General features: G+C 52.0%; 18 protein-coding genes and 1 riboswitch. Of the genes, 12 read left to right on the forward strand and 6 right to left on the reverse strand.

All coding sequences use genetic code 11. The annotated features are described in order from the left end of the window. The 10 genes from ABD035_RS02175 to ABD035_RS02220 all read left to right on the forward strand — a co-directional run. A partial coding sequence (locus tag ABD035_RS02175; protein WP_486388817.1) for an EF-Tu C-terminal domain-related protein occupies window positions 1-249 on the forward strand: 249 nt, incomplete at its 5' end. A 223-nt stretch (window positions 250-472) separates the two neighbouring features. Continuing rightward, window positions 473-856 (forward strand): preprotein translocase subunit SecE, encoded by a 384-nt coding sequence (gene secE / locus ABD035_RS02180; protein WP_212715113.1) that lies wholly within the window; start codon window positions 473-475, stop codon window positions 854-856. 1 nt (window position 857) lies between these two features. Beyond that, on the forward strand, window positions 858-1,403 hold the full coding sequence (gene nusG / locus ABD035_RS02185; RefSeq protein WP_029685803.1) for a transcription termination/antitermination protein NusG: 546 nt from the start codon (window positions 858-860) through the stop codon (window positions 1,401-1,403). Between the two features lie 141 nt (window positions 1,404-1,544). Further along, entirely contained in the window at window positions 1,545-1,973 is a 429-nt protein-coding gene (gene rplK, locus ABD035_RS02190; protein WP_212709403.1) for a 50S ribosomal protein L11, read from the forward strand. 3 nt (window positions 1,974-1,976) lie between these two features. Continuing rightward, a complete protein-coding gene (gene rplA, locus ABD035_RS02195; protein WP_025902282.1) occupies window positions 1,977-2,681 on the forward strand; it encodes a 50S ribosomal protein L1 in 705 nt (234 codons plus the stop codon). Window positions 2,682-3,032: 351 nt separating this feature from the next. Beyond that, a complete protein-coding gene (rplJ, locus tag ABD035_RS02200; RefSeq protein ID WP_343867325.1) occupies window positions 3,033-3,530 on the forward strand; it encodes a 50S ribosomal protein L10 in 498 nt (165 codons plus the stop codon). 63 nt (window positions 3,531-3,593) lie between these two features. Then, window positions 3,594-3,959: a 50S ribosomal protein L7/L12 gene (gene rplL, locus ABD035_RS02205; RefSeq protein ID WP_212715112.1), complete on the forward strand. Its 366-nt coding sequence runs from the start codon at window positions 3,594-3,596 to the stop codon at window positions 3,957-3,959. A 332-nt stretch (window positions 3,960-4,291) separates the two neighbouring features. Further along, on the forward strand, window positions 4,292-8,320 hold the full coding sequence (rpoB, locus tag ABD035_RS02210; RefSeq protein WP_343867328.1) for a DNA-directed RNA polymerase subunit beta: 4,029 nt from the start codon (window positions 4,292-4,294) through the stop codon (window positions 8,318-8,320). Between the two features lie 80 nt (window positions 8,321-8,400). Next, window positions 8,401-12,621 (forward strand): DNA-directed RNA polymerase subunit beta', encoded by a 4,221-nt coding sequence (gene rpoC / locus ABD035_RS02215; RefSeq protein WP_343867331.1) that lies wholly within the window; start codon window positions 8,401-8,403, stop codon window positions 12,619-12,621. Between the two features lie 79 nt (window positions 12,622-12,700). Further along, entirely contained in the window at window positions 12,701-13,762 is a 1,062-nt protein-coding gene (locus tag ABD035_RS02220; RefSeq protein ID WP_343867333.1) for a DUF1176 domain-containing protein, read from the forward strand. Window positions 13,763-13,797: 35 nt separating this feature from the next. Here the strand turns inward: ABD035_RS02220 and thiH are convergent, their stop codons facing one another. From thiH to thiC, 6 genes are read right to left on the reverse strand one after another with little or no spacing between them, the layout of a single operon-like run. Next, window positions 13,798-14,925 (reverse strand): 2-iminoacetate synthase ThiH, encoded by a 1,128-nt coding sequence (gene thiH, locus ABD035_RS02225; RefSeq protein WP_343867335.1) that lies wholly within the window; start codon window positions 14,923-14,925, stop codon window positions 13,798-13,800. Beyond that, window positions 14,918-15,703, reverse strand: a complete 786-nt coding sequence (locus ABD035_RS02230; protein ID WP_212715107.1) for a thiazole synthase — start codon at window positions 15,701-15,703, stop codon at window positions 14,918-14,920. The genes thiH and ABD035_RS02230 overlap by 8 nt, the downstream gene beginning before the upstream one ends. 2 nt (window positions 15,704-15,705) lie before the next feature. Continuing rightward, window positions 15,706-15,906, reverse strand: coding sequence for a sulfur carrier protein ThiS (gene thiS, locus ABD035_RS02235; protein ID WP_343867341.1), 201 nt, complete (start codon window positions 15,904-15,906; stop codon window positions 15,706-15,708). Then, complete coding sequence (locus ABD035_RS02240; RefSeq protein ID WP_343867343.1) at window positions 15,896-16,651, reverse strand: HesA/MoeB/ThiF family protein; 756 nt, start codon at window positions 16,649-16,651, stop codon at window positions 15,896-15,898. The genes thiS and ABD035_RS02240 overlap by 11 nt, the downstream gene beginning before the upstream one ends. Next, a complete protein-coding gene (gene thiE / locus ABD035_RS02245) occupies window positions 16,641-17,291 on the reverse strand; it encodes a thiamine phosphate synthase (RefSeq protein WP_343867345.1) in 651 nt (216 codons plus the stop codon). Before thiE ends, ABD035_RS02240 begins: the two co-directional genes overlap by 11 nt. Beyond that, a complete protein-coding gene (gene thiC / locus ABD035_RS02250) occupies window positions 17,288-19,213 on the reverse strand; it encodes a phosphomethylpyrimidine synthase ThiC (protein WP_343867347.1) in 1,926 nt (641 codons plus the stop codon). The genes thiE and thiC overlap by 4 nt, the downstream gene beginning before the upstream one ends. An 87-nt stretch (window positions 19,214-19,300) precedes the next feature. Next, window positions 19,301-19,401, reverse strand: a riboswitch (TPP riboswitch). Between the two features lie 237 nt (window positions 19,402-19,638). On the opposite strand from thiC, the gene nudC reads away from it, so the two are divergent. Beyond that, window positions 19,639-20,412 (forward strand): NAD(+) diphosphatase, encoded by a 774-nt coding sequence (gene nudC / locus ABD035_RS02255; protein WP_343867358.1) that lies wholly within the window; start codon window positions 19,639-19,641, stop codon window positions 20,410-20,412. A gap of 84 nt (window positions 20,413-20,496) precedes the next feature. Beyond that, window positions 20,497-21,561 carry a uroporphyrinogen decarboxylase gene (gene hemE / locus ABD035_RS02260; RefSeq protein ID WP_212715102.1) on the forward strand — a complete coding sequence of 355 codons (1,065 nt, stop codon included), beginning with the start codon at window positions 20,497-20,499 and terminating at the stop codon, window positions 21,559-21,561.

Below are 21,561 nucleotides of genomic sequence, written 5' to 3' on the forward strand. Positions count from 1 at the left end.
TCTAAAGACGAAGGCGGCCGTCATACTCCGTTCTTCAAAGGCTACCGTCCACAGTTCTACTTCCGTACAACTGACGTGACCGGAACCATCGAACTGCCGGAAGGCGTAGAGATGGTAATGCCAGGTGACAACATCAAAATGGTTGTTACCCTGATCCACCCAATCGCGATGGATGACGGTCTGCGTTTCGCAATCCGTGAAGGTGGTCGTACTGTAGGTGCAGGTGTTGTTGCTAAAGTTATCGCTTAATCGCCGATAATATTTGACGTCATGCACATGAAAAGGGCATCATTTGATGCCCTTTTTGTACGCCGAAACATAGAACCTGACTCATCAGTGATTTTGGTACAAATCATTGCTGAGACAGGCTCTGGTTTGGCGTAGGATACCGGATGTACTACAGGTATTTCTGGTTTGGATACCTCGCTATGCGGGGTTTAATGGTTTCTGGATTATTCTGGCAGGTTTGTTTATGAGTGCAAATACCGAAGCTCAGAGGAGCGGGCGCGGCCTGGAAATAGTAAAATGGCTGGTCGTTGCTGTTCTGGTTGCAGTAGCGATTTACGGCAACTATCATTATCGCAACGTTAATTTACCCTTACGTGCTCTGGTTGTGGTTATTATCATTGCGGTTGCCGGCGCAGTTGCCCTTTTGACAACAAAAGGCAAAGCAGCGGTAGCGTTTGCACGTGAAGCAAGAACCGAAGTGCGCAAGGTCATCTGGCCGACCCGCCAGGAAACGTTGCAGACCACGTTAATCGTTGCCGCGGTTACTGCCGTGATGTCACTGATTTTGTGGGGGCTGGATGGTATTCTGGTCCGTCTGGTATCGTTTATCACTGGACTGAGGTTCTGAGATGTCTGAAGCTCCAAAAAAACGCTGGTACGTCGTGCAGGCGTTTTCAGGTTTTGAAAGCCGTGTCGCTGTATCGCTGCGCGAGCATATCAAACTGCACAATATGGAAGACCTGTTTGGCGAAGTTATGGTGCCAACAGAAGAGGTCGTTGAGATCCGTGGTGGTCAGCGCCGCAAAAGTGAGCGTAAATTCTTCCCGGGCTATGTCCTGGTGCAGATGGTGATGGAAGATGCCAGCTGGCACCTCGTTCGCAGCGTTCCGCGCGTTATGGGCTTTATCGGTGGAACCTCTGATCGTCCTGCACCTATCAGCGATAAAGAAGTCGATGCGATTATGAATCGCCTTCAACAGGCAGGTGACAAGCCACGGCCTAAGACCATGTTTGAGCCAGGTGAAATGGTTCGTGTTAACGACGGTCCGTTTGCTGACTTCAATGGTGTCGTTGAAGAAGTCGACTATGAAAAAAGCCGCCTGAAAGTCTCTGTTTCTATCTTCGGTCGTGCAACACCGGTCGAACTGGACTTCGGTCAGGTAGAAAAAGGCTAATCTGTATTCAGTTAAGCTCTTGCATAAGGCGCGAAATTTGCCTACAATTTCGCGCCTTTTGTTTTTACATGCCCCCGGGCGTGTGAATAATTACTACGGGAAGCCTTTACGTAAGGCGCTATACCCAATTGAGGAAATATCATGGCTAAGAAAGTACAAGCCTATGTGAAGCTGCAGGTTGCAGCTGGCATGGCAAACCCAAGTCCACCGGTTGGTCCGGCACTGGGTCAGCAGGGTGTTAACATCATGGAATTCTGTAAAGCGTTTAACGCAAAAACAGAAAGCCTGGAAAAAGGTCTGCCAACTCCGGTTGTTATTACCGTATACAGCGACCGTTCTTTCACGTTCGTTACCAAAACTCCTCCGGCAGCAGTTCTGCTGAAAAAAGCGGCAGGAATTAAGTCTGGTTCAGGTAAACCGAACAAAGACAAAGTTGGTAAAGTGACGCGTGCTCAGTTGCAGGAAATTGCAACCACTAAAGCAGCGGACATGACTGGTGCAGACTTAGACGCGATGACTCGCTCTATCGAAGGTACTGCGATCTCCATGGGCCTGGTAGTAGAGGATTAATAGATGGCTAAGCTTACCAAGCGCATGCGCACAATCCGTGACAAAGTAGATGTCACCAAGCAGTACGAAATCACCGAAGCTGTTGCTTTGCTGAAAGAACTGGCTACTGCTAAATTCGTTGAAAGCGTTGATGTTTCTGTAAACCTCGGCATCGATGCTCGTAAATCTGATCAGAACGTACGTGGTGCAACTGTACTGCCTAACGGTACTGGCCGTAGCGTCCGCGTTGCTGTATTCGCTCAGGGTGCAAACGCTGAAGCAGCGAAAGCCGCAGGTGCTGAACTGGTTGGTATGGAAGATCTGGCTGATCAGATCAAGAAAGGCGAAATGAACTTTGACGTTGTTATCGCATCTCCGGATGCCATGCGCGTTGTTGGCCAGTTAGGCCAGGTTCTGGGTCCACGTGGCCTGATGCCAAACCCTAAAGTTGGTACTGTAACTCCTAACGTTGCTGAAGCAGTTAAAAATGCTAAAGCGGGTCAGGTTCGTTACCGTAACGACAAAAACGGCATCATTCACACCACCATCGGTAAAGTTGACTTTGATGCTGACAAACTGAAAGAAAACCTGGAAGCTCTGCTGGTTGCGCTGAAAAAAGCAAAACCAACTTCAGCGAAAGGCGTGTACATCAAGAAAGTCAGCCTGTCTACCACCATGGGTGCAGGTGTTGCAATCGACCAGGCTGGCCTGAGTACTCAGACTGCCTAAGTCATTGCTTGACGCGGGCGAAATTTTCACCTAGAATTTTCGCCCGTTCTTCCTTCAGGGAAGCGACTCTGTACTCCCGAAAGGCAGTGACAGAGCAAGAATTTTCGGTTGGAGCCTGGCCTTATCCAGGCCTCCGTCCAAGACCGCAGGTGTTTGTAGCAGCGAACTCAGGGCTTGCCCCGGGCTTCTGTCAGACTTAATTCCCTGCGTAGACGGTGAGAGAGCCTGAAGAACCTGTTTCTTTTTCTGGATTCTACTCACCGTGTTTAGCGTCTGTCCACTTCGGCGGATAGATGAAGTGAGTTCCGGAGGGGTAACCCTTCGGACTAAAACATCCAGGAGCAAAAGCTAATGGCATTAAATCTTCAAGACAAACAAGCAATTGTTGCTGAAGTCAGCGAAGTAGCCAAAGGCGCGCTGTCTGCGGTTGTTGCGGATTCCCGTGGCGTCACCGTAGATAAAATGACTGAACTGCGTAAAGCAGGTCGTGAAGCTGGCGTATACATGCGTGTTGTTCGTAACACCCTGCTGCGTCGCATCGTTGAAGGTACTCCTTTCGAGTGCCTGAAAGACACGTTTGTTGGTCCAACCTTGATTGCATACTCTATGGAACACCCGGGCGCTGCTGCTCGTCTGTTCAAAGACTTCGCGAAAGCGAATGCAAAATTCGAGGTTAAAGCTGCAGCCTTTGAAGGTGAGCTGATCCCAGCCGCTCAAATTGACCGTCTGGCAACGCTGCCGACTTACGAAGAAGCACTGGCACGTCTGATGTCGACCATGAAAGAAGCCGCTGCCGGCAAACTGGTCCGTACTCTGGCTGCTGTACGCGATGCGAAAGAAGCTGCATAAGCTCTCTGATAACATCGTTTTTGCTTACGTATAAACTTATTCTGATTCTTAGGAACAATTGTTATGTCTATCACTAAAGACCAAATCCTGGAAGCTGTTGCAGCTATGTCCGTAATGGAAGTAGTTGAGCTGGTTTCTGCAATGGAAGAAAAATTCGGCGTTTCTGCTGCTGCTGCTGTCGCTGTAGCTGCTGGCCCTGCTGAAGCTGCTGAAGAGCAGACTGAATTCGACGTAATCCTGAAGTCTGCTGGCGGTAACAAAGTCGCAGTCATCAAAGCAGTACGTGGCGCAACTGGTCTGGGCCTGAAAGAAGCTAAAGACCTGGTTGAATCTGCACCGGCTGCAATCAAAGAAGCGATCAGCAAAGACGACGCAGCTGCTCTGGAAGCTGCTCTGAAAGAAGCTGGCGCTGAAGTTGAAATCAAATAAGATAACCTTCGGGTTACAGTCTGAGTAGTTTGCAGACTGCTGGCTGGTGACTATAATAGTCACCAGCCTTTTTGCGCTAAAAAGAGTCTCTGTGGGGTTTCGCATTGTTTGTCCACCTTGATTCTTCCAATGTCTTTTTCTCTCGACGCCTTAATATACTGCTTTCCCGTGGGGTTCCCTGCCTTACAAGAGCAATGAAATGATTTAAGAGTGATAGAAAAAGATGTATTGCACCTGAGCCAGGCTCAACGGTGAAAACGAAATAATGTTGCATGAACTGTCCTGCAGGACGGACAGCGTGGTTCGACTTGTCAGCGAGCTGAGGAACCCTAATGGTTTACTCCTATACCGAGAAAAAACGTATTCGTAAGGATTTTGGTAAACGTCCGCAAGTACTGGATGTGCCTTATCTCCTATCTATCCAGCTTGACTCGTTCCAGAAGTTTATCGAGCAAGACCCGGAAGGCCAATACGGTCTGGAAGCAGCATTCCGTTCCGTTTTCCCTATCCAGAGCTACAGTGGTAACTCTGAGCTGCAATATGTCAGCTACCGTCTGGGTGAGCCTGTCTTTGATGTTAAAGAGTGTCAGATCCGTGGTGTGACATTCTCTGCACCCCTGCGCGTAAAATTACGCCTGGTCATCTACGAGCGCGAAGCGCCGGAAGGGACCGTCAAAGACATTAAAGAACAAGAAGTGTACATGGGTGAAATTCCACTCATGACCGATAACGGTACCTTTGTCATCAATGGTACTGAGCGTGTTATCGTTTCTCAGTTACACCGTAGCCCGGGCGTATTCTTTGACAGCGATAAAGGTAAAACGCATTCTTCCGGTAAGGTACTGTATAACGCACGTATCATCCCTTACCGTGGTTCATGGCTGGACTTCGAGTTCGATCCTAAAGACAACCTGTTTGTCCGTATTGACCGTCGTCGTAAACTGCCAGCGACCATTATTCTGCGTGCACTGAATTACACCACTGAGCAAATCATCGACCTGTTCTTTGATAAAGTGGTTTATGAAATTCGTGACAACAAACTGCAGATGGCGCTGGTTCCTGAGCGTCTGCGCGGCGAAACTGCCTCTTTTGACATCGAGTCAAACGGTACAGTTTATGTCGAAAAAGGTCGCCGTATCACTGCCCGTCATATCCGCCAGCTGGAAAAAGATAATGTCCAGCACATCGAAGTCCCGGTTGAATATATTGCCGGTAAAGTCGTTGCGCGTGATTATATTGACGAGAGCACCGGTGAGCTTATCGTTGCTGCGAACATGGAACTGTCCATGGATCTGCTGGCCAAACTGAGCCAGGCAGGTCATAAGCGCATCGAAACGCTGTTCACAAACGATCTGGATCACGGTCCTTATATCTCTGAAACCCTGCGTGTGGATCCGACCAACGATCGCCTGAGTGCGCTGGTTGAAATCTACCGCATGATGCGTCCTGGTGAGCCACCAACGCGTGAAGCGGCAGAGAACCTGTTTGAGAACCTGTTCTTCTCGGAAGATCGTTATGATCTGTCCGCAGTTGGTCGTATGAAGTTCAACCGTTCATTGCTGCGTGATGAAATCGAAGGTGCAGGTATCCTGAGCCACGACGATATCATCCAGGTAATGAAAAAACTGATCGATATCCGTAACGGTATCGGTGAAGTGGATGACATCGACCACCTGGGTAACCGTCGTATCCGTTCTGTCGGTGAGATGGCTGAGAACCAGTTCCGTGTCGGTCTGGTACGTGTTGAGCGTGCGGTGAAAGAGCGTCTGTCTCTGGGTGATCTTGATACCCTGATGCCTCAGGACATGATCAACGCGAAGCCGATTTCTGCAGCCGTTAAAGAGTTCTTTGGTTCCAGCCAGCTGTCTCAGTTTATGGACCAGAACAACCCACTGTCTGAAATTACGCACAAACGTCGTATTTCTGCACTGGGCCCGGGCGGTCTGACCCGTGAACGCGCAGGCTTTGAAGTTCGAGACGTACACCCGACTCACTACGGTCGTGTTTGTCCTATCGAAACGCCTGAAGGTCCGAACATCGGTCTTATCAACTCACTGTCTGTGTATGCACAGACCAACGAATATGGCTTCCTCGAAACGCCATACCGTCGTGTGGTTGACAGCCAGGTAACTGACGAAATTCATTACCTGTCTGCGATTGAAGAAGGCAACTTCGTTATCGCTCAGGCGAACACCAACCTCGACGACGATGGTCGTTTCGTGGATGACCTGGTGACCTGTCGTAACAAGGGTGAATCGAGCCTGTTCAGCCGTGACCAGGTTGACTACATGGACGTTTCGACCCAGCAGGTTGTTTCTGTCGGTGCGTCACTGATCCCATTCCTGGAACACGATGATGCTAACCGTGCATTGATGGGTGCAAACATGCAACGTCAGGCGGTTCCTACTCTGCGTGCTGATAAGCCGTTAGTAGGTACCGGTATGGAACGCGCGGTCGCAGTCGACTCCGGTGTAACTGCAGTGGCTAAGCGCGGCGGTACGGTTCAGTACGTCGATGCCTCCCGTATCGTTATTAAAGTTAACGAAGACGAGATGTATGCCGGTGAAGCCGGGATCGATATCTATAACCTGACCAAATACACCCGTTCTAACCAGAACACGTGTATCAACCAGATGCCTTGCGTCAATCTGGGTGAGCCGATCGAACGTGGTGATGTCCTGGCAGATGGCCCGTCTACCGATTTAGGTGAACTGGCTCTGGGTCAGAACATGCGCGTGGCATTCATGCCATGGAATGGTTATAACTTCGAAGACTCCATCCTCGTTTCCGAGCGTGTTGTCCAGGAAGACCGTTTCACTACTATCCACATTCAGGAACTGGCTTGTGTGTCCCGTGACACCAAACTGGGGCCGGAAGAGATCACTGCTGATATCCCGAACGTGGGTGAAGCTGCACTCTCTAAACTGGATGAATCCGGTATCGTTTATATCGGTGCTGAAGTGACCGGTGGCGATATCCTGGTCGGTAAAGTCACGCCTAAAGGCGAGACCCAGCTGACGCCGGAAGAAAAACTGCTGCGTGCTATCTTCGGTGAGAAAGCGTCTGACGTTAAAGACTCTTCTCTGCGCGTACCAAACGGTGTTTCCGGTACGGTCATTGATGTTCAGGTCTTCACCCGCGATGGTGTTGAAAAAGATAAACGTGCGCTCGAAATCGAAGAGATGCAGCTGAAGCAGGCGAAGAAAGACCTGACTGAAGAACTGCAGATCCTTGAAGCCGGCCTGTTTACCCGTATCTATACCGTTCTGACGACCGGTGGTGTTGAAGCTGAGAAGCTGGACAAACTGCCACGTGAGCGTTGGCTGGAACTGGGTCTGACTGATGAAGAAAAACAGAATCAGTTAGAGCAGCTGGCTGAACAGTATGACGAACTGAAGCGCGAGTTTGAGAAGAAGCTTGAAGCTAAGCGCCGCAAAATCACCCAGGGCGATGATCTGGCACCAGGTGTGCTGAAAATCGTTAAGGTTTATCTGGCCGTTAAACGTCAGATCCAGCCTGGTGATAAAATGGCTGGTCGTCACGGGAACAAAGGTGTTATCTCTAAGATCAACCCGATCGAAGATATGCCTTACGATGAAAACGGGACTCCTGTTGACATCGTACTGAACCCACTGGGCGTACCATCACGTATGAACATCGGTCAGATTCTGGAAACCCACCTGGGTATGGCTGCAAAAGGTATCGGCGATAAGATCAATGCCATGCTGAAGCAGCAACAGGATGTTGCCCGACTGCGTGAGTTCATTCAGCGCGCTTACGACTTAGGCACTGATGTTCGCCAGAAAGTTGACCTGAACACTTTCTCTGATGACCAGGTATTGCGTCTGGCAGAGAACCTGAAGAAAGGGATGCCAATTGCGACCCCGGTCTTCGATGGTGCTAAAGAAAGTGAAATCAAGGAACTGCTGACCTTAGGCGGTATTCCAACCTCCGGCCAGATTACCTTGTTTGACGGTCGTACCGGTGAGCAGTTTGAGCGTCAGGTAACCGTAGGTTACATGTACATGCTGAAACTGAACCACCTGGTGGATGACAAAATGCATGCGCGTTCTACCGGTTCTTACAGCCTTGTGACTCAGCAGCCGCTGGGTGGTAAAGCTCAGTTCGGTGGTCAGCGTTTCGGGGAGATGGAAGTATGGGCACTGGAAGCATACGGTGCGGCATACACCCTGCAGGAAATGCTGACGGTGAAATCTGATGACGTGAACGGCCGTACGAAGATGTATAAAAACATCGTCGACGGAAACCATCAGATGGAACCAGGCATGCCGGAATCCTTCAACGTACTGTTGAAAGAGATCCGCTCGCTGGGTATCAACATCGAGCTGGAAGACGAGTAAGCACTCGTATTAGTACTGGTTACAGGGTGTCCGGAATGTCCGGATGCCCTTAGAAGTCTCACTCCGACGGGAGCAAATCCGTGAAAGACTTACTTAAGTTTCTAAAAGCGCAAACTAAAACCGAAGAGTTTGATGCGATCAAGATTGCTCTGGCCTCGCCAGACATGATCCGTTCCTGGTCTTTCGGTGAAGTTAAGAAGCCAGAAACCATTAACTACCGTACCTTTAAGCCGGAACGTGATGGTCTGTTCTGTGCGCGTATTTTTGGTCCGGTAAAAGACTATGAGTGCCTGTGCGGTAAGTACAAGCGCCTGAAGCACCGTGGTGTTATCTGTGAGAAGTGTGGCGTAGAAGTTACCCAGACTAAAGTTCGTCGTGAACGTATGGGTCACATCGAGCTGGCATCTCCTACAGCACACATCTGGTTCCTGAAATCACTGCCGTCCCGTATTGGTCTGTTATTAGACATGCCACTGCGTGATATCGAACGTGTGCTTTATTTCGAATCTTATGTCGTTATTGAAGGCGGCATGACCAACCTCGAAAAGCGTCAGATCCTGACTGAAGAGCAGTATCTGGATGCGTTAGAAGAGTTTGGTGATGAATTCGACGCGAAAATGGGTGCGGAAGCCGTTCAGGCCCTGCTGAAAGGCATGGATCTGGAACAGGAATGCGAGCAGCTGCGTGAAGAGCTGAACGAAACCAATTCCGAAACCAAGCGTAAGAAGCTGACCAAGCGTATTAAGCTGCTGGAAGCTTTCGTTCAGTCTGGTAACAAACCAGAATGGATGATCCTGACAGTACTGCCAGTATTGCCACCGGACCTGCGTCCTCTGGTACCACTGGACGGTGGACGCTTTGCGACGTCAGATCTGAATGATCTGTATCGCCGTGTGATCAACCGTAACAACCGTCTGAAGCGTCTTCTGGATCTGGCTGCACCTGATATCATCGTACGTAACGAAAAACGTATGCTGCAGGAAGCGGTCGATGCTCTGCTGGATAACGGTCGTCGCGGTCGTGCGATCACCGGTTCTAACAAGCGTCCTCTGAAGTCTCTGGCCGACATGATCAAAGGTAAGCAGGGTCGTTTCCGTCAGAACCTGCTGGGTAAACGTGTCGACTACTCTGGTCGTTCCGTTATTACCGTAGGTCCTTACCTGCACCTGCATCAGTGTGGTCTGCCGAAGAAAATGGCACTGGAGCTGTTCAAACCATTTATCTATGGCAAGCTGGAACTGCGTGGCCTGGCGACGACGATCAAAGCCGCTAAGAAAATGGTTGAGCGTGAAGAAGCTGTCGTCTGGGATATCCTGGATGAAGTTATCCGCGAACACCCGGTCCTGCTGAACCGTGCACCAACACTGCACCGTTTAGGTATTCAGGCGTTCGAACCGGTATTGATCGAAGGTAAAGCGATTCAGCTGCACCCGTTAGTCTGTGCTGCCTATAACGCCGACTTCGATGGTGACCAGATGGCGGTACACGTACCGTTGACTCTGGAAGCTCAGCTGGAAGCGCGTGCGCTGATGATGTCGACCAACAACATCCTGTCTCCTGCGAATGGTGAGCCAATCATCGTTCCTTCTCAGGACGTTGTACTGGGTCTGTACTACATGACCCGTGACAAAGTTAACGCCAAAGGTGAAGCCATGGTGCTGACCGGGCCTAAAGAAGCGGAACGTGTGTACCGCGCAGGTCTGGCTGAGCTCCACGCTCGTGTAAAAGTGCGTATTACTGAATACAGCAAAAACGAGCAGGGCGAATTTATTCCGCAGACCAGCCTGGTCGATACGACTATCGGTCGTGCCATTCTGTGGATGATCGTACCTAAGGGTCTGCCGTACTCGATCATCAACCAGGCACTGGGCAAGAAAGCAATCTCTAAGATGCTGAATACCTGTTACCGTATCCTGGGTCTGAAGCCGACGGTTATCTTTGCTGACCAGACCATGTATACCGGTTTTGCCTATGCAGCCCGTTCAGGTGCCTCTGTCGGTATCGATGATATGGTTATCCCGGCCAAAAAAGCCGAGATCATTACCGAAGCCGAAGCGGAAGTTGCTGAAATTCAGGAACAGTTCCAGTCAGGTCTGGTGACCGCCGGTGAACGTTACAACAAAGTCATCGATATCTGGGCTGCGGCTAACGAACGTGTCTCCAAAGCGATGATGGAAAACCTGCAAACTGAAACTGTGATTAACCGTCATGGTGAAGAAGAGCAGCAGGTTTCCTTTAACAGCATCTATATGATGGCCGACTCCGGTGCTCGTGGTTCTGCTGCGCAGATCCGTCAGCTGGCAGGTATGCGTGGTCTGATGGCTAAGCCGGATGGCTCCATCATCGAAACGCCAATCACCGCGAACTTCCGTGAAGGTCTGAACGTACTTCAGTACTTCATCTCGACCCACGGTGCTCGTAAAGGTCTGGCGGATACCGCACTGAAAACAGCGAACTCCGGTTATCTGACGCGTCGTCTGGTTGACGTTGCACAGGATCTGGTCGTTACCGAAGATGATTGTGGTACCCACGAAGGTATCATGATGACTCCGGTCATCGAAGGTGGTGATGTTAAAGAGCCACTGCGTGAACGTGTTCTGGGCCGTGTAACGGCGGAAGATGTACTGAAACCAGGTTCTGCAGATATTCTGGTCGCACGTAACACCCTGCTGGATGAGCACTGGTGTGACGTTCTGGAACAGAACTCTGTCGACAGCGTAAAAGTACGTTCTGTGGTTGGTTGTGCGACTGACTTTGGTGTGTGTGCTCACTGTTATGGTCGTGACCTGGCGCGTGGACATATCATCAACAAAGGTGAAGCTGTCGGTGTTATCGCAGCACAGTCCATCGGTGAACCTGGTACACAGCTGACGATGCGTACGTTCCACATCGGTGGTGCGGCATCCCGTGCGGCTGCTGAATCCAGCATTCAGGTGAAGAACAAAGGTACCATCAAGCTTATCAACGCGAAGTCAGTAACAAACTCAGCAGGCAAGCTGGTTATTACTTCACGTAACGTTGAACTGAAGATGATCGATGAATTCGGTCGTACGAAAGAAAGCTATAAAGTGCCTTATGGTTCCGTGATGGCCAAAGGTGATGGCGAGCAGGCGAATGCCGGCGAAACCGTTGCTAACTGGGATCCGCACACCATGCCGGTAATCACCGAAGTGAACGGTTACGTACGCTTTGTCGATATGAACGATGGCCAGACAATCACCCGTCAGACGGATGAACTGACCGGTCTGTCTTCTATCGTGGTGATGGATACTGCTGAACGTACCTCCGGTGGTAAAGATCTGCGTCCGGCACTGAAAGTGGTCGATGCCAATGGTGATGATGTTATGTTACCAGGTACCGATATGCCGGCTCAGTACTTCCTGCCAGGTAATGCGATTGTCCAGCTGGAAGATGGTGTAAAAATCAGCTCCGGTGATACCCTGGCGCGTGTTCCTCAGGAATCCGGCGGTACTAAAGATATTACCGGTGGTCTGCCACGTGTTGCTGACCTGTTCGAAGCCCGTCGTCCGAAAGAGCCGGCGATTCTGGCAGAAATCAGCGGTATTATTTCCTTCGGGAAAGAGACCAAAGGCAAACGTCGCCTGGTGATCACACCGGTTGACGGTAGCGAACCTTACGAAGAGATGATCCCTAAATGGCGTCAGCTGAACGTATTCGAAGGTGAGCGCGTAGAACGTGGTGATGTGGTTTCCGATGGTCCTGAATCTCCGCACGACATTCTGCGTCTGCGTGGCGTTCATGCGGTAACCCGTTACATCGTTAACGAAGTTCAGGACGTTTACCGTCTGCAGGGCGTTAAGATTAACGATAAACACATCGAAGTTATCGTTCGTCAGATGCTGCGTAAAGCGACCATTGCTTCTGCCGGAAGCTCTGAGTTCCTGGAAGGTGAACAGGCTGAAGTATCACGCGTGATGATTGCTAACCGTGAACTGGAAGCGAACGGTAAAGTCCCTGCGACTTTCGCCCGTGACCTGCTGGGTATCACTAAAGCATCTCTGGCAACCGAATCGTTTATTTCTGCAGCATCCTTCCAGGAGACTACCCGTGTCCTGACTGAAGCCGCTGTTGCCGGTAAACGTGACGAACTGCGCGGTCTGAAAGAGAACGTTATCGTGGGTCGTCTGATTCCTGCCGGTACCGGTTATGCATACCATCAGGATCGTATGCGTCGCCGTCACGCGGGTGAGGCTCCGGTAGTTCCTCAGGTGACTGCAGATGAAGCTTCTGCAAGCCTGGCTGAACTGCTGAATGCCGGCCTCGGTGGTAACGACGAGTAAGGCAGTACTTTAATCGTGTAATAAACCCTGCTTCGGCAGGGTTTTTTTATATCGGGAGAGATCGGAAAAGGAACAGTACATGAAAAGATGTTGTCTGCCTGCCATCTTATTCTCAATGCTGGTGGTGACCTCCGGGGTTCGTGCGTCAGAGCCGGTACAACGGATGTTCCAGGACTGGCAGGTCACATGTAATAACCTCAATGATTGTGATATCCGCAATGTCGATGAAAATATGCGGGTAGTGATCCGGCATGAAGCGGGTCCCCGGGGAGCAGTATCCCTGGACCTGATGGGTTTTGATATTGATAAGCCGTCAGGGATCTGGCTGGATGGTAAGCTCTGGAATAATTCTCTGACACCGGTTTATGCGGACAATAAACATGATTATGCCGGCTATCACACGACATCCTTACAGGCCGTACAGGCGTTTGCTGAGGCCGCGGGAAATGCCGGACGCATCGCGCTGACACCTGATGAAGATGACGATACCGGTTCGCTGAAAGGATTGAATACCTCTTTACATTTTGCCGATGAAATTCAGGGACGGCTGAATAATCGTACCGCTTTTATACGTACCGGTAACGGGATCCCTGCACAGGTCCCTTTGCGTTATGCTTTTGAGATCCCTGCGACAAAAATTCCGGCTATTTTTCCGGTCGGTGACGGTAATGCACTGATCAATGAAGTTCTCCAGACTCAGCAGGACGTGCTGGATGATGAAGAATGCTCTCCGGATGCCGACGATATCACCCGTAGTCAGGTGAAGCCTCTGGATAAAAAACATGTGCTGGTCATGATCAACTGCGTCACGGGGGCGTATCAGTCTTCAGGGATCGTTTTTATCGTTCCGCGGGCACACCCGGATCAAGCCAAAGAAGTGGAACTGACGCTGCCACTAAAAGACGATCAAGGCGATCCTCAGACGATCACCTGGTTTACGGATGTCAGCTATGATCCTAAAACGGCCTTACTGACGTATATTGCACGCGGCCATGGCGTGTCAGATTGCGGTGAAAGTGGTACCTGGCGGTATGATGGCCATGTGTTCCAACTGATGAGCTATCATAATCAGCCGACCTGTGACGGAGGAGAACCGGGACACTGGCCTTCTGTCTGGCTGACGCCGGGATTTAAAGAATAGTGTGAAGAATACGGGCGCCATGGCGCCCGCCGTGTTCAGGCACTCTCTCTGCCGAATCCATACTCCCAGTCTTTCCATACCGCCTGAAGCCCGGCCCGCTGCAGAGCAGCGGCCACGACCTCAGGACGTCGGTGATCATCCGGAGAGAACTGTTCCAGCGCATCGGTGTCACTGGCATACCCGCCGGGAGTGGTCTTCGAAAAGGCACTGGCGGTAGTCACCGTGATCGGTATGGCATGGTCACGGAAGACAGGGGATTCCCGGGTAGAGAGGGAAATATCCGTTTGTGGTGAAAACAGGCGGAAAGCGCACATCGTCTGAAGTAACTGACGTTCGCTCATCTGCGATGCCGGGGAGATCCCTCCTGCACAGGGACGTAACCGTGGAAATGCCACCGAGAACCGCGATCGCCAGTAATTTTTTTGCAGCCAGTTAAGGTGTTCTCCCATCATCAGACAATCGGTACGCCAGTGTCCTGAAAGGCCGGCCAGTACGCCAAGCCCTATTTTATCAATACCGGCGCGGCCCAGTCGTTCCGGTGTCTGAAGGCGAAACAGAAAATCCTGTTTATTGCCCCGCAGATGATGTGTTGCATAGCAGGACGCATGATAGGTTTCCTGATAGACCAGCACGCCGTCCAGCCCCAACTGCCGTAACTCGCGGTACTCCTGCTCCTGTAAAGGCTGAACCTCCATCATCAGTGAACTGAATCGCCGGCGGATATCCGGGAGATGCTGCCGGAAATAGTCCATCCCGACTTTAGTCTGATGTTCCCCTGTCACCAGCAGCACCTGGTTAAAGCCCAGCTGCCGTAACGCATCACACTCCAGGCCAATCTCACGGCTATCCAGCGTCTTACGGCGGATACGGTTACTCATTGAAAAACCGCAGTAAGTACAATCATTGGCACACAGGTTAGACAAATACAGCGGCGCAAAAAAATTCACGGTATTACCAAAACGCTGGCGGGTTAACTGCAGAGCTTTTTCTGCCAGCGGCTCCAGATACTGTTCAGCCGCGGGTGAAAGCAAGGCCATCAGTCCGGTGATCCCGGGCTGATGACAGGTTAATGCCCGTTCAACATCCGCCGGGCGCTGACTGTCAATCTGCAAACGTAATGCGTTCTGGTCCAGCGTTTGCCAGTAGTCGGCGAAATCAGACATGGGCCGCTGCCTCCGTGTTGTCTGTATCCAGGAATGCGGTCAACGGGCTACTGGCCTTCGCCTGTGTGCTGGTGGCGGCCTGTCCCCCGGACAGATAACCTGCCTCAATGGCCAGAGCGAAAGCCCGCGCCGCAGAAACCGGATCGCTGGCCGTCGCAATGGCGGTATTCACCAGCACGGCATCGGCACCATATTCCATCGCTTCACAGGCATCTGAAGGCACGCCGATACCGGCATCGATAATGACCGGAACGGTGGCCTGCTCGATAATGATGTGCAAAAAATCGCGGCTCAGCAGGCCCCGGTTACTGCCGATAGGTGCGCCGAGCGGCATGACCGCTGCACAGCCTGCCTCTGCGAGTCGTTTACATAACACAGGGTCCGCACCACAATAAGGTAAAACAGTAAACCCTTCACGGACCAGCTGCTCAGCCGCTTTCAGTGTTTCTATCGGATCAGGTAACAGGTAACGGCTGTCCGGATGGATTTCAAGTTTGACCCAGTGTGTCCCCAGGGCTTCCCTGGCCAGCCGGGCGGCGAACACCGCTTCACCGGCCGTTTTGGCGCCGGAGGTATTCGGCAGCAACATCACGCCCGAACGCCGCAGGGGTTCAAGGATGGCATCGCTGTGGTCACCGAAATCGATCCGTTTCATCGCCAGGGTCGCCAGCTGTGAGCCGGAGGCGCGAAGCGCGGCCAGCATTAGTTCCGGTGAAGCAAACTTACCGGTCCCGGTCAGCAGCCGGGAACTGAATGTTTTATCCGCTATTTTCAACATAATTAACCTCCTGCGATGACCTGAAATATCACGACATCATCATTTTCCTGCAAGCGGTAGTCAGACCATTCACTGGCCGGAATGATGCGCTCATTCACGGCGAGGGCGGTTCCCTGTACCGTCACCGATAGAGTGTTCAGTAACCGGCTCACCGGGCAGGAAGGTTCCACAGAAATGACGTTATCGTTCACTTTAATTTCCATGACGGGCTCCACAAATCGGGCAGTTTCTCTCCGGGGTGAGCTGCAGCTTACGCCACTGCAATACCAGGCCATCAAACAGTATCAGCTGACCTGCCAGGGAATTCCGTCCTGAGCAGATCCACTTTATGGCCTCCAGGGCTTGTAAGCTGCCCATCACCCCGGTAACCGGTCCTGCGATACCGCTATTGCGGCAGTTACGTTCGGGTTCACGGGAGTCGGGCCACAGACACTGGTAACATCCGTGCTGCCAGGGGGGTGTCAGCACCAGTAATTGTCCGTGAAAACCGACCGCACTGGCGGTGATCAGTGGAAGGTTGCGGCTGAAGCACCAGGCATTGAGCCAGTGGCGGGTCGACAGGTTATCCGAACAATCAAGCACCAGTGTCGGCCGGACAGGCAGTTCCTCCCCGGCAGAAAGAGGAATGCGGGTAGTGATTGCATGGAGTGTGATGGATGGGTTTAAGGCGCGAAGTGCCGCCGCGGCCAGTTCTGCTTTATTGCTACCGGTATCTGATGAGCGGTAGAGGATCTGCCGTTGCAGATTGCTGATATGCAGATCATCATCATCAGCCAGCAGCAGTGTACCGGCCCCCGCCGCCGCGAGATATAACGCGGCGGGTGAGCCCAGCCCCCCCAGCCCGACAATAAGAATACGGGCGTCACTCAGCTTCTGCTGACCTTCCGGCCCGATCTCTTCCAGTAACAGTTGCCGGCTGTAGCGCATAAAACTTTTATCATCCAGCATCTGCGGTTACCTCCCGGGCATCACTGACTTTCTGTTGTAACTGCCGTACCGCCTCCCGCCAGTCTGCAGCCCGGGTAATAGCGCTGACCACGGCGATACTGCCGACGCCGGTTGCCAGCACCTCACCGGCTCTGTCCAGCGAAATCCCGCCAATCGCCACGGTAGGGATCCCGGAAAGCCTGAGGACATGGCGACGCAGGTTGGTCAGGCCCTGAGGGGAGGTGGGCATTTCTTTCGTGGTGGTGGGGAAAATATGCCCCAGCGCGATATAGGAAGGGTGAAGCGGTAATACCCTGTCAATTTCGGCCGTATTATGGGTAGAGACGCCCAGACGAAGCCCTGCCTGATGGATGGCAGATAAACCGGCGGTCTGCAGATCTTCCTGACCGAGATGAACGCCATAAGCCCTGTGTTTTATGGCCAGTTGCCATTCATCATTAATAAATAACCGGGCCCCGAACTCGCGGGCAAGACGGATACTGTCGATGATGGCCTGTTCTTTCTCTGCAGCACTGCCTTGTTTCATTCTTAGCTGCAGGGTCATCACCCCGGCATTCAGCAGGTTTTCTATCCACTCTCTACTATCGACGATGGCATACAAACCACAATACCGGGGGACGGGAGGAAATCGCTGAGTCATGCCTTGGCTCCTCTCCGGGCAGGGAGGACCGGGGTATAAATCTCGCTGCCTTTTTCCCGGAAGCGCCGGGACATCTCCAGCATACCCTCATCGATCACGACCTCCGTGGCCGGGTTTTTACTGGCAAAGTCACGGACTTCCTGGCTTATCTTCATGGAACAGAACTTTGGTCCGCACATCGAACAGAAATGGGCGACTTTTCCGGATTCCTGCGGCAGCGTCTGATCGTGATAACTGCGGGCGGTTTCGGGATCCAGCGCCAGGTGGAACTGGTCTTCCCAGCGAAACTCAAACCGTGCTTTAGACATCGCGTTATCACGAATTTGTGCGCCGGGATGTCCTTTTGCCAGGTCCGCGGCGTGGGCGGCAATTTTGTAGGCAATCAGCCCTTGTTTAACATCTTCTTTATCCGGCAGACCGAGATGTTCTTTCGGGGTGACGTAACACAGCATGGCACAGCCGAACCAGCCTATCATGGCGGCGCCGATCCCGGAGGTGAAGTGATCATAGCCCGGGGCGATATCGGTGGTCAGTGGTCCCAGGGTATAAAACGGGGCTTCGTGGCAATGTTCCAGCTGTTCGGTCATATTGCGTTGGATCATATGCATCGGCACGTGTCCCGGGCCTTCAATCATCACCTGAACATCGTATTCGTGGGCAACTTTTGTCAGTTCCCCCAGCGTATGCAGTTCCGCAAATTGTGCTTCATCATTCGCATCCTGAATAGACCCGGGGCGCAGCCCGTCACCCAGTGACAGTGCAATATCGTAGCTGGCACAAATCTCACAAATCTCACGAAAATGCCGGTACAGGAAGTTCTCCTGATGATGTGAGAGACACCACTTCGCCATAATGGAGCCGCCGCGGGAAACAATCCCCGTCAGCCGTTTGGCGGTCATCGGCACATAGCGAAGCAATACGCCGGCGTGGATAGTGAAATAATCAACGCCCTGTTCGGCCTGTTCCAGTAATGTGTCGCGGAACACGGACCAGTTTAAATCTTCCGCGACACCATTCACTTTTTCGAGTGCCTGATAAATGGGGACCGTGCCGACAGGGATCGGGCTGTTCCGCAGGATCCATTCACGTGTTTCGTGAATATTTCGCCCGGTAGAGAGGTCCATCAGGGTATCTGCGCCCCAGCGGGTCGCCCAGACCAGTTTTTCGACTTCTTCCTCGATAGAGGATGTCACGGCAGAATTACCAATATTGGCATTAATTTTTACCAGAAAATTCCGGCCGATAATCATCGGTTCAGATTCCGGATGATTAATATTCGCGGGAATAATCGCCCGCCCGGCGGCCACTTCCTGGCGGACAAATTCAGGAGTAATGGATGCCGGAAGAGGGTCAAAAAAATGCTTGCCGGGGTGCTGCTGAAGGAGTTCCGGGCGGGTGATCTGTTCCCTTCCCATATTTTCCCGCAATGCGATAAATTCCATTTCCGGGGTGATAATCCCCTGACGCGCATAATGCAGTTGCGTCACACAACGGCCTTTTTTCGCCTTACGGGGTTTCGGAAGATGCTGAAAACGTAATGAGTCCAGGCTTTCATCCGCCAGTCGTTGCCGGGTATAGGAGGAGCTGGTGGAAGGGAGGGGCTCAGAGTCCTGTCGTTCATCAATCCAGAGCTGGCGGAGCTTACGGATACCCTGATGGATATCCGGAACCGTGGTGTTATCGCCGAAAGGGCCGGAAGTGTCATAGACAGGGATGGGCTCATTTTCTTCCATGACCGGGTTGTCCGGTGTTCCCCCGATCTGTGTCGGGCTGAGCAGGATGGCACGCACAGGCACCCGGATATCCGGCCGGGACCCGGTGATCCACCGGCGTTCCGAGGCCGGGAAAAACTCACTGCTCAGGGAATTGATGAAGTTTTTTGCTTGTTCGCGTTTTTCACGCCGTGATAATGGTTCAGACATAGCTCTATTTCCTGTAAAAAAAGAAATACGCTTGTCCGGAGTCCGGAAGGAGTGACAGATTGATCCTGCCCTGACGGCAGTTTCAGACTGGACTGTACTCTTGTTCCCTTCGCAGGTACTAACCTGATCAGGTTCCGCGGATCCCGAATTAACGGTCTCAGCCCCGGGGGGCACTCCGACAAGATATCAGGCCTCCGCAGTCAGTACGTCATGACGGAGGCTGTGAAAATTCACATGAGTCAGCATAGAGTGCTTCATCATGAAGTACAAGTCCCTGCTCAACGTAAGGGCGGAACGCCCTGATACCGCACAATTTAAAAAATATATCCCCCGGGAATTCAGCGACATTCAGTGTGCGGGTGCTACTATGAGTCCATGCTCTGAAATTGCCGTGAATCATCAATAAAAATTAAGGTAATGATGTGATGGAACGTGAAATCACCCGGAATGACCGGGGGTGGTGGGTCATTAGTCAGCAAAACAAGCTGTGGCTGCCACAAGGGACACTCCCGCACGGAAGCGCAGAAGAGTTTGCATTGATAGGTTGCCTCGCATTGCAGACAGGAGAGTGGCAGGGGGAACCGGTATGGCTGGTGCGTGAAACCCGCGCTCAGGAGATGGTGTCATTAAGACAATTACTGGGTGAAGAGAGCGGTTTGTTCCGTATGGCCGGACGTGCGGTCCAGTTGTCAGAATTTTACAGGTCACACCGGTATTGTGGTTACTGCGGGTCGGAAATGCACCTTAGCCGCAGCGAATTTGCCTGTCTGTGTGGCCGTTGTCATGAACGGTATTATCCGCAAATTGCACCCTGCATCATTGTCGCCATTCGCCGGCAGGATAAAATCCTGTTAGCAAACCATGTCCGCAGCCGCAACGGCGTCTATACCGCACTGGCAGGCTTTACTGAAGTGGGTGAAACGCTGGAGCAGACGGTGGCCCGGGAGGTGATGGAAGAGAGTAATATCAGGGTTAAAAACCTGCGTTATGTCGCTTCACAGCCCTGGCCTTTTCCTCAGTCACTGATGATGGCCTTCCTGGCAGATTACGACAGTGGCGAACTGCGTATTGACCCTAAAGAACTGCAGGATGCCGGCTGGTATCGTTATGATGCGCTGCCTTTGCTCCCCCCTCCGGGAACCATTGCCCGACGCCTGATTGAAGACACTATTGCGCTTTGCCGTAGTGAAAATGAATAACTGACCTGTGAAGACCCGGGGGCTGGTTAAAACACAGAGAAGTTTGTGTATATACTATGCACCTGACTTCGAGAGAGCCTGATTATGAGTGAATTAAAAAACGACCGTTATCTGCGCGCGTTACTGCGTCAGCCTACGGATGTGACGCCGGTATGGATGATGCGTCAGGCAGGGCGCTATTTACCTGAATATAAAGCGACACGCGCAGAGGCCGGAGACTTCATGTCACTGTGCAAAAATGCTGAGCTGGCCTGTGAAGTGACACTGCAGCCACTTCGTCGTTATCCCCTGGATGCTGCCATCCTTTTTTCCGATATTCTGACTATCCCCGATGCGATGGGGTTAGGTTTGTATTTCGAAACGGGCGAAGGACCACGTTTTTCTTCACCCATCACTTGCGCTGCCGATGTTAAAAAATTACCTGTCCCGGATCCGGAGCAGGAACTGCAGTATGTGATGAACGCTGTGCGGACCATCCGTAAAAACCTGCAAGGTGAAGTTCCGCTGATTGGTTTCTCCGGTAGTCCATGGACGCTGGCGACTTATATGGTGGAAGGGGGGAGCAGCAAGGCCTTCACTAAAATCAAGAAAATGATGTACAGCGACCCGTCCATATTACATGCGATGCTGGATAAGCTGGCTGAAAGCGTCATCCTGTATCTGAATGCCCAGATCCGCGCCGGTGCACAATCGGTCATGATTTTCGATACCTGGGGCGGAGTATTAACCGGCCGCGACTACCGTAACTTCTCGCTGTATTACATGCATAAAATTGTCGACGGATTATTGCACGAGAATGAAGGTCGTCGTGTCCCTGTGACTCTGTTCACTAAGGGCGGAGGCCAGTGGCTCGAACAGATAGCCGATACCGGCTGTGATGCCATTGGTCTGGACTGGACCACCGATATTGGTCATGCCCGTGAGCGGGTGGGGCACCGTGTTGCTCTGCAGGGAAATATGGATCCATCCGTACTCTATGGCTCGCCTGCACGTATAGAGCAGGAAGTCTCTTCCATCCTGGAAGGGTTCGGTCAGGGCGACGGACATGTCTTTAACCTGGGACACGGCATCCATCAGGATGTTCCCCCGGAACATGCCGGTGCATTTGTTGAGGCAGTTCACCGTCTTTCTGCGGCTTACCACAAATAA

Source organism: Tatumella terrea (genome assembly GCF_039523755.1).
Lineage (GTDB): Bacteria > Pseudomonadota > Gammaproteobacteria > Enterobacterales > Enterobacteriaceae > Tatumella > Tatumella terrea.

Coding starts and splice junctions, on each gene's coding strand:
- secE (WP_212715113.1), top strand. CDS start 473: ATGAGTGCAAATACCGAAGCTCAGAGGAGCGGGCGCGGCCTGGAAATA.
- nusG (WP_029685803.1), top strand. CDS start 858: ATGTCTGAAGCTCCAAAAAAACGCTGGTACGTCGTGCAGGCGTTTTCA.
- rplK (WP_212709403.1), top strand. CDS start 1,545: ATGGCTAAGAAAGTACAAGCCTATGTGAAGCTGCAGGTTGCAGCTGGC.
- rplA (WP_025902282.1), top strand. CDS start 1,977: ATGGCTAAGCTTACCAAGCGCATGCGCACAATCCGTGACAAAGTAGAT.
- rplJ (WP_343867325.1), top strand. CDS start 3,033: ATGGCATTAAATCTTCAAGACAAACAAGCAATTGTTGCTGAAGTCAGC.
- rplL (WP_212715112.1), top strand. CDS start 3,594: ATGTCTATCACTAAAGACCAAATCCTGGAAGCTGTTGCAGCTATGTCC.
- rpoB (WP_343867328.1), top strand. CDS start 4,292: ATGGTTTACTCCTATACCGAGAAAAAACGTATTCGTAAGGATTTTGGT.
- ABD035_RS02220 (WP_343867333.1), top strand. CDS start 12,701: ATGAAAAGATGTTGTCTGCCTGCCATCTTATTCTCAATGCTGGTGGTG.
- thiH (WP_343867335.1), bottom strand. CDS start 14,925: ATGTCTGATTTCGCCGACTACTGGCAAACGCTGGACCAGAACGCATTA.
- ABD035_RS02230 (WP_212715107.1), bottom strand. CDS start 15,703: ATGTTGAAAATAGCGGATAAAACATTCAGTTCCCGGCTGCTGACCGGG.
- thiS (WP_343867341.1), bottom strand. CDS start 15,906: ATGGAAATTAAAGTGAACGATAACGTCATTTCTGTGGAACCTTCCTGC.
- ABD035_RS02240 (WP_343867343.1), bottom strand. CDS start 16,651: ATGCTGGATGATAAAAGTTTTATGCGCTACAGCCGGCAACTGTTACTG.
- thiE (WP_343867345.1), bottom strand. CDS start 17,291: ATGACTCAGCGATTTCCTCCCGTCCCCCGGTATTGTGGTTTGTATGCC.
- thiC (WP_343867347.1), bottom strand. CDS start 19,213: ATGTCTGAACCATTATCACGGCGTGAAAAACGCGAACAAGCAAAAAAC.
- nudC (WP_343867358.1), top strand. CDS start 19,639: ATGGAACGTGAAATCACCCGGAATGACCGGGGGTGGTGGGTCATTAGT.
- hemE (WP_212715102.1), top strand. CDS start 20,497: ATGAGTGAATTAAAAAACGACCGTTATCTGCGCGCGTTACTGCGTCAG.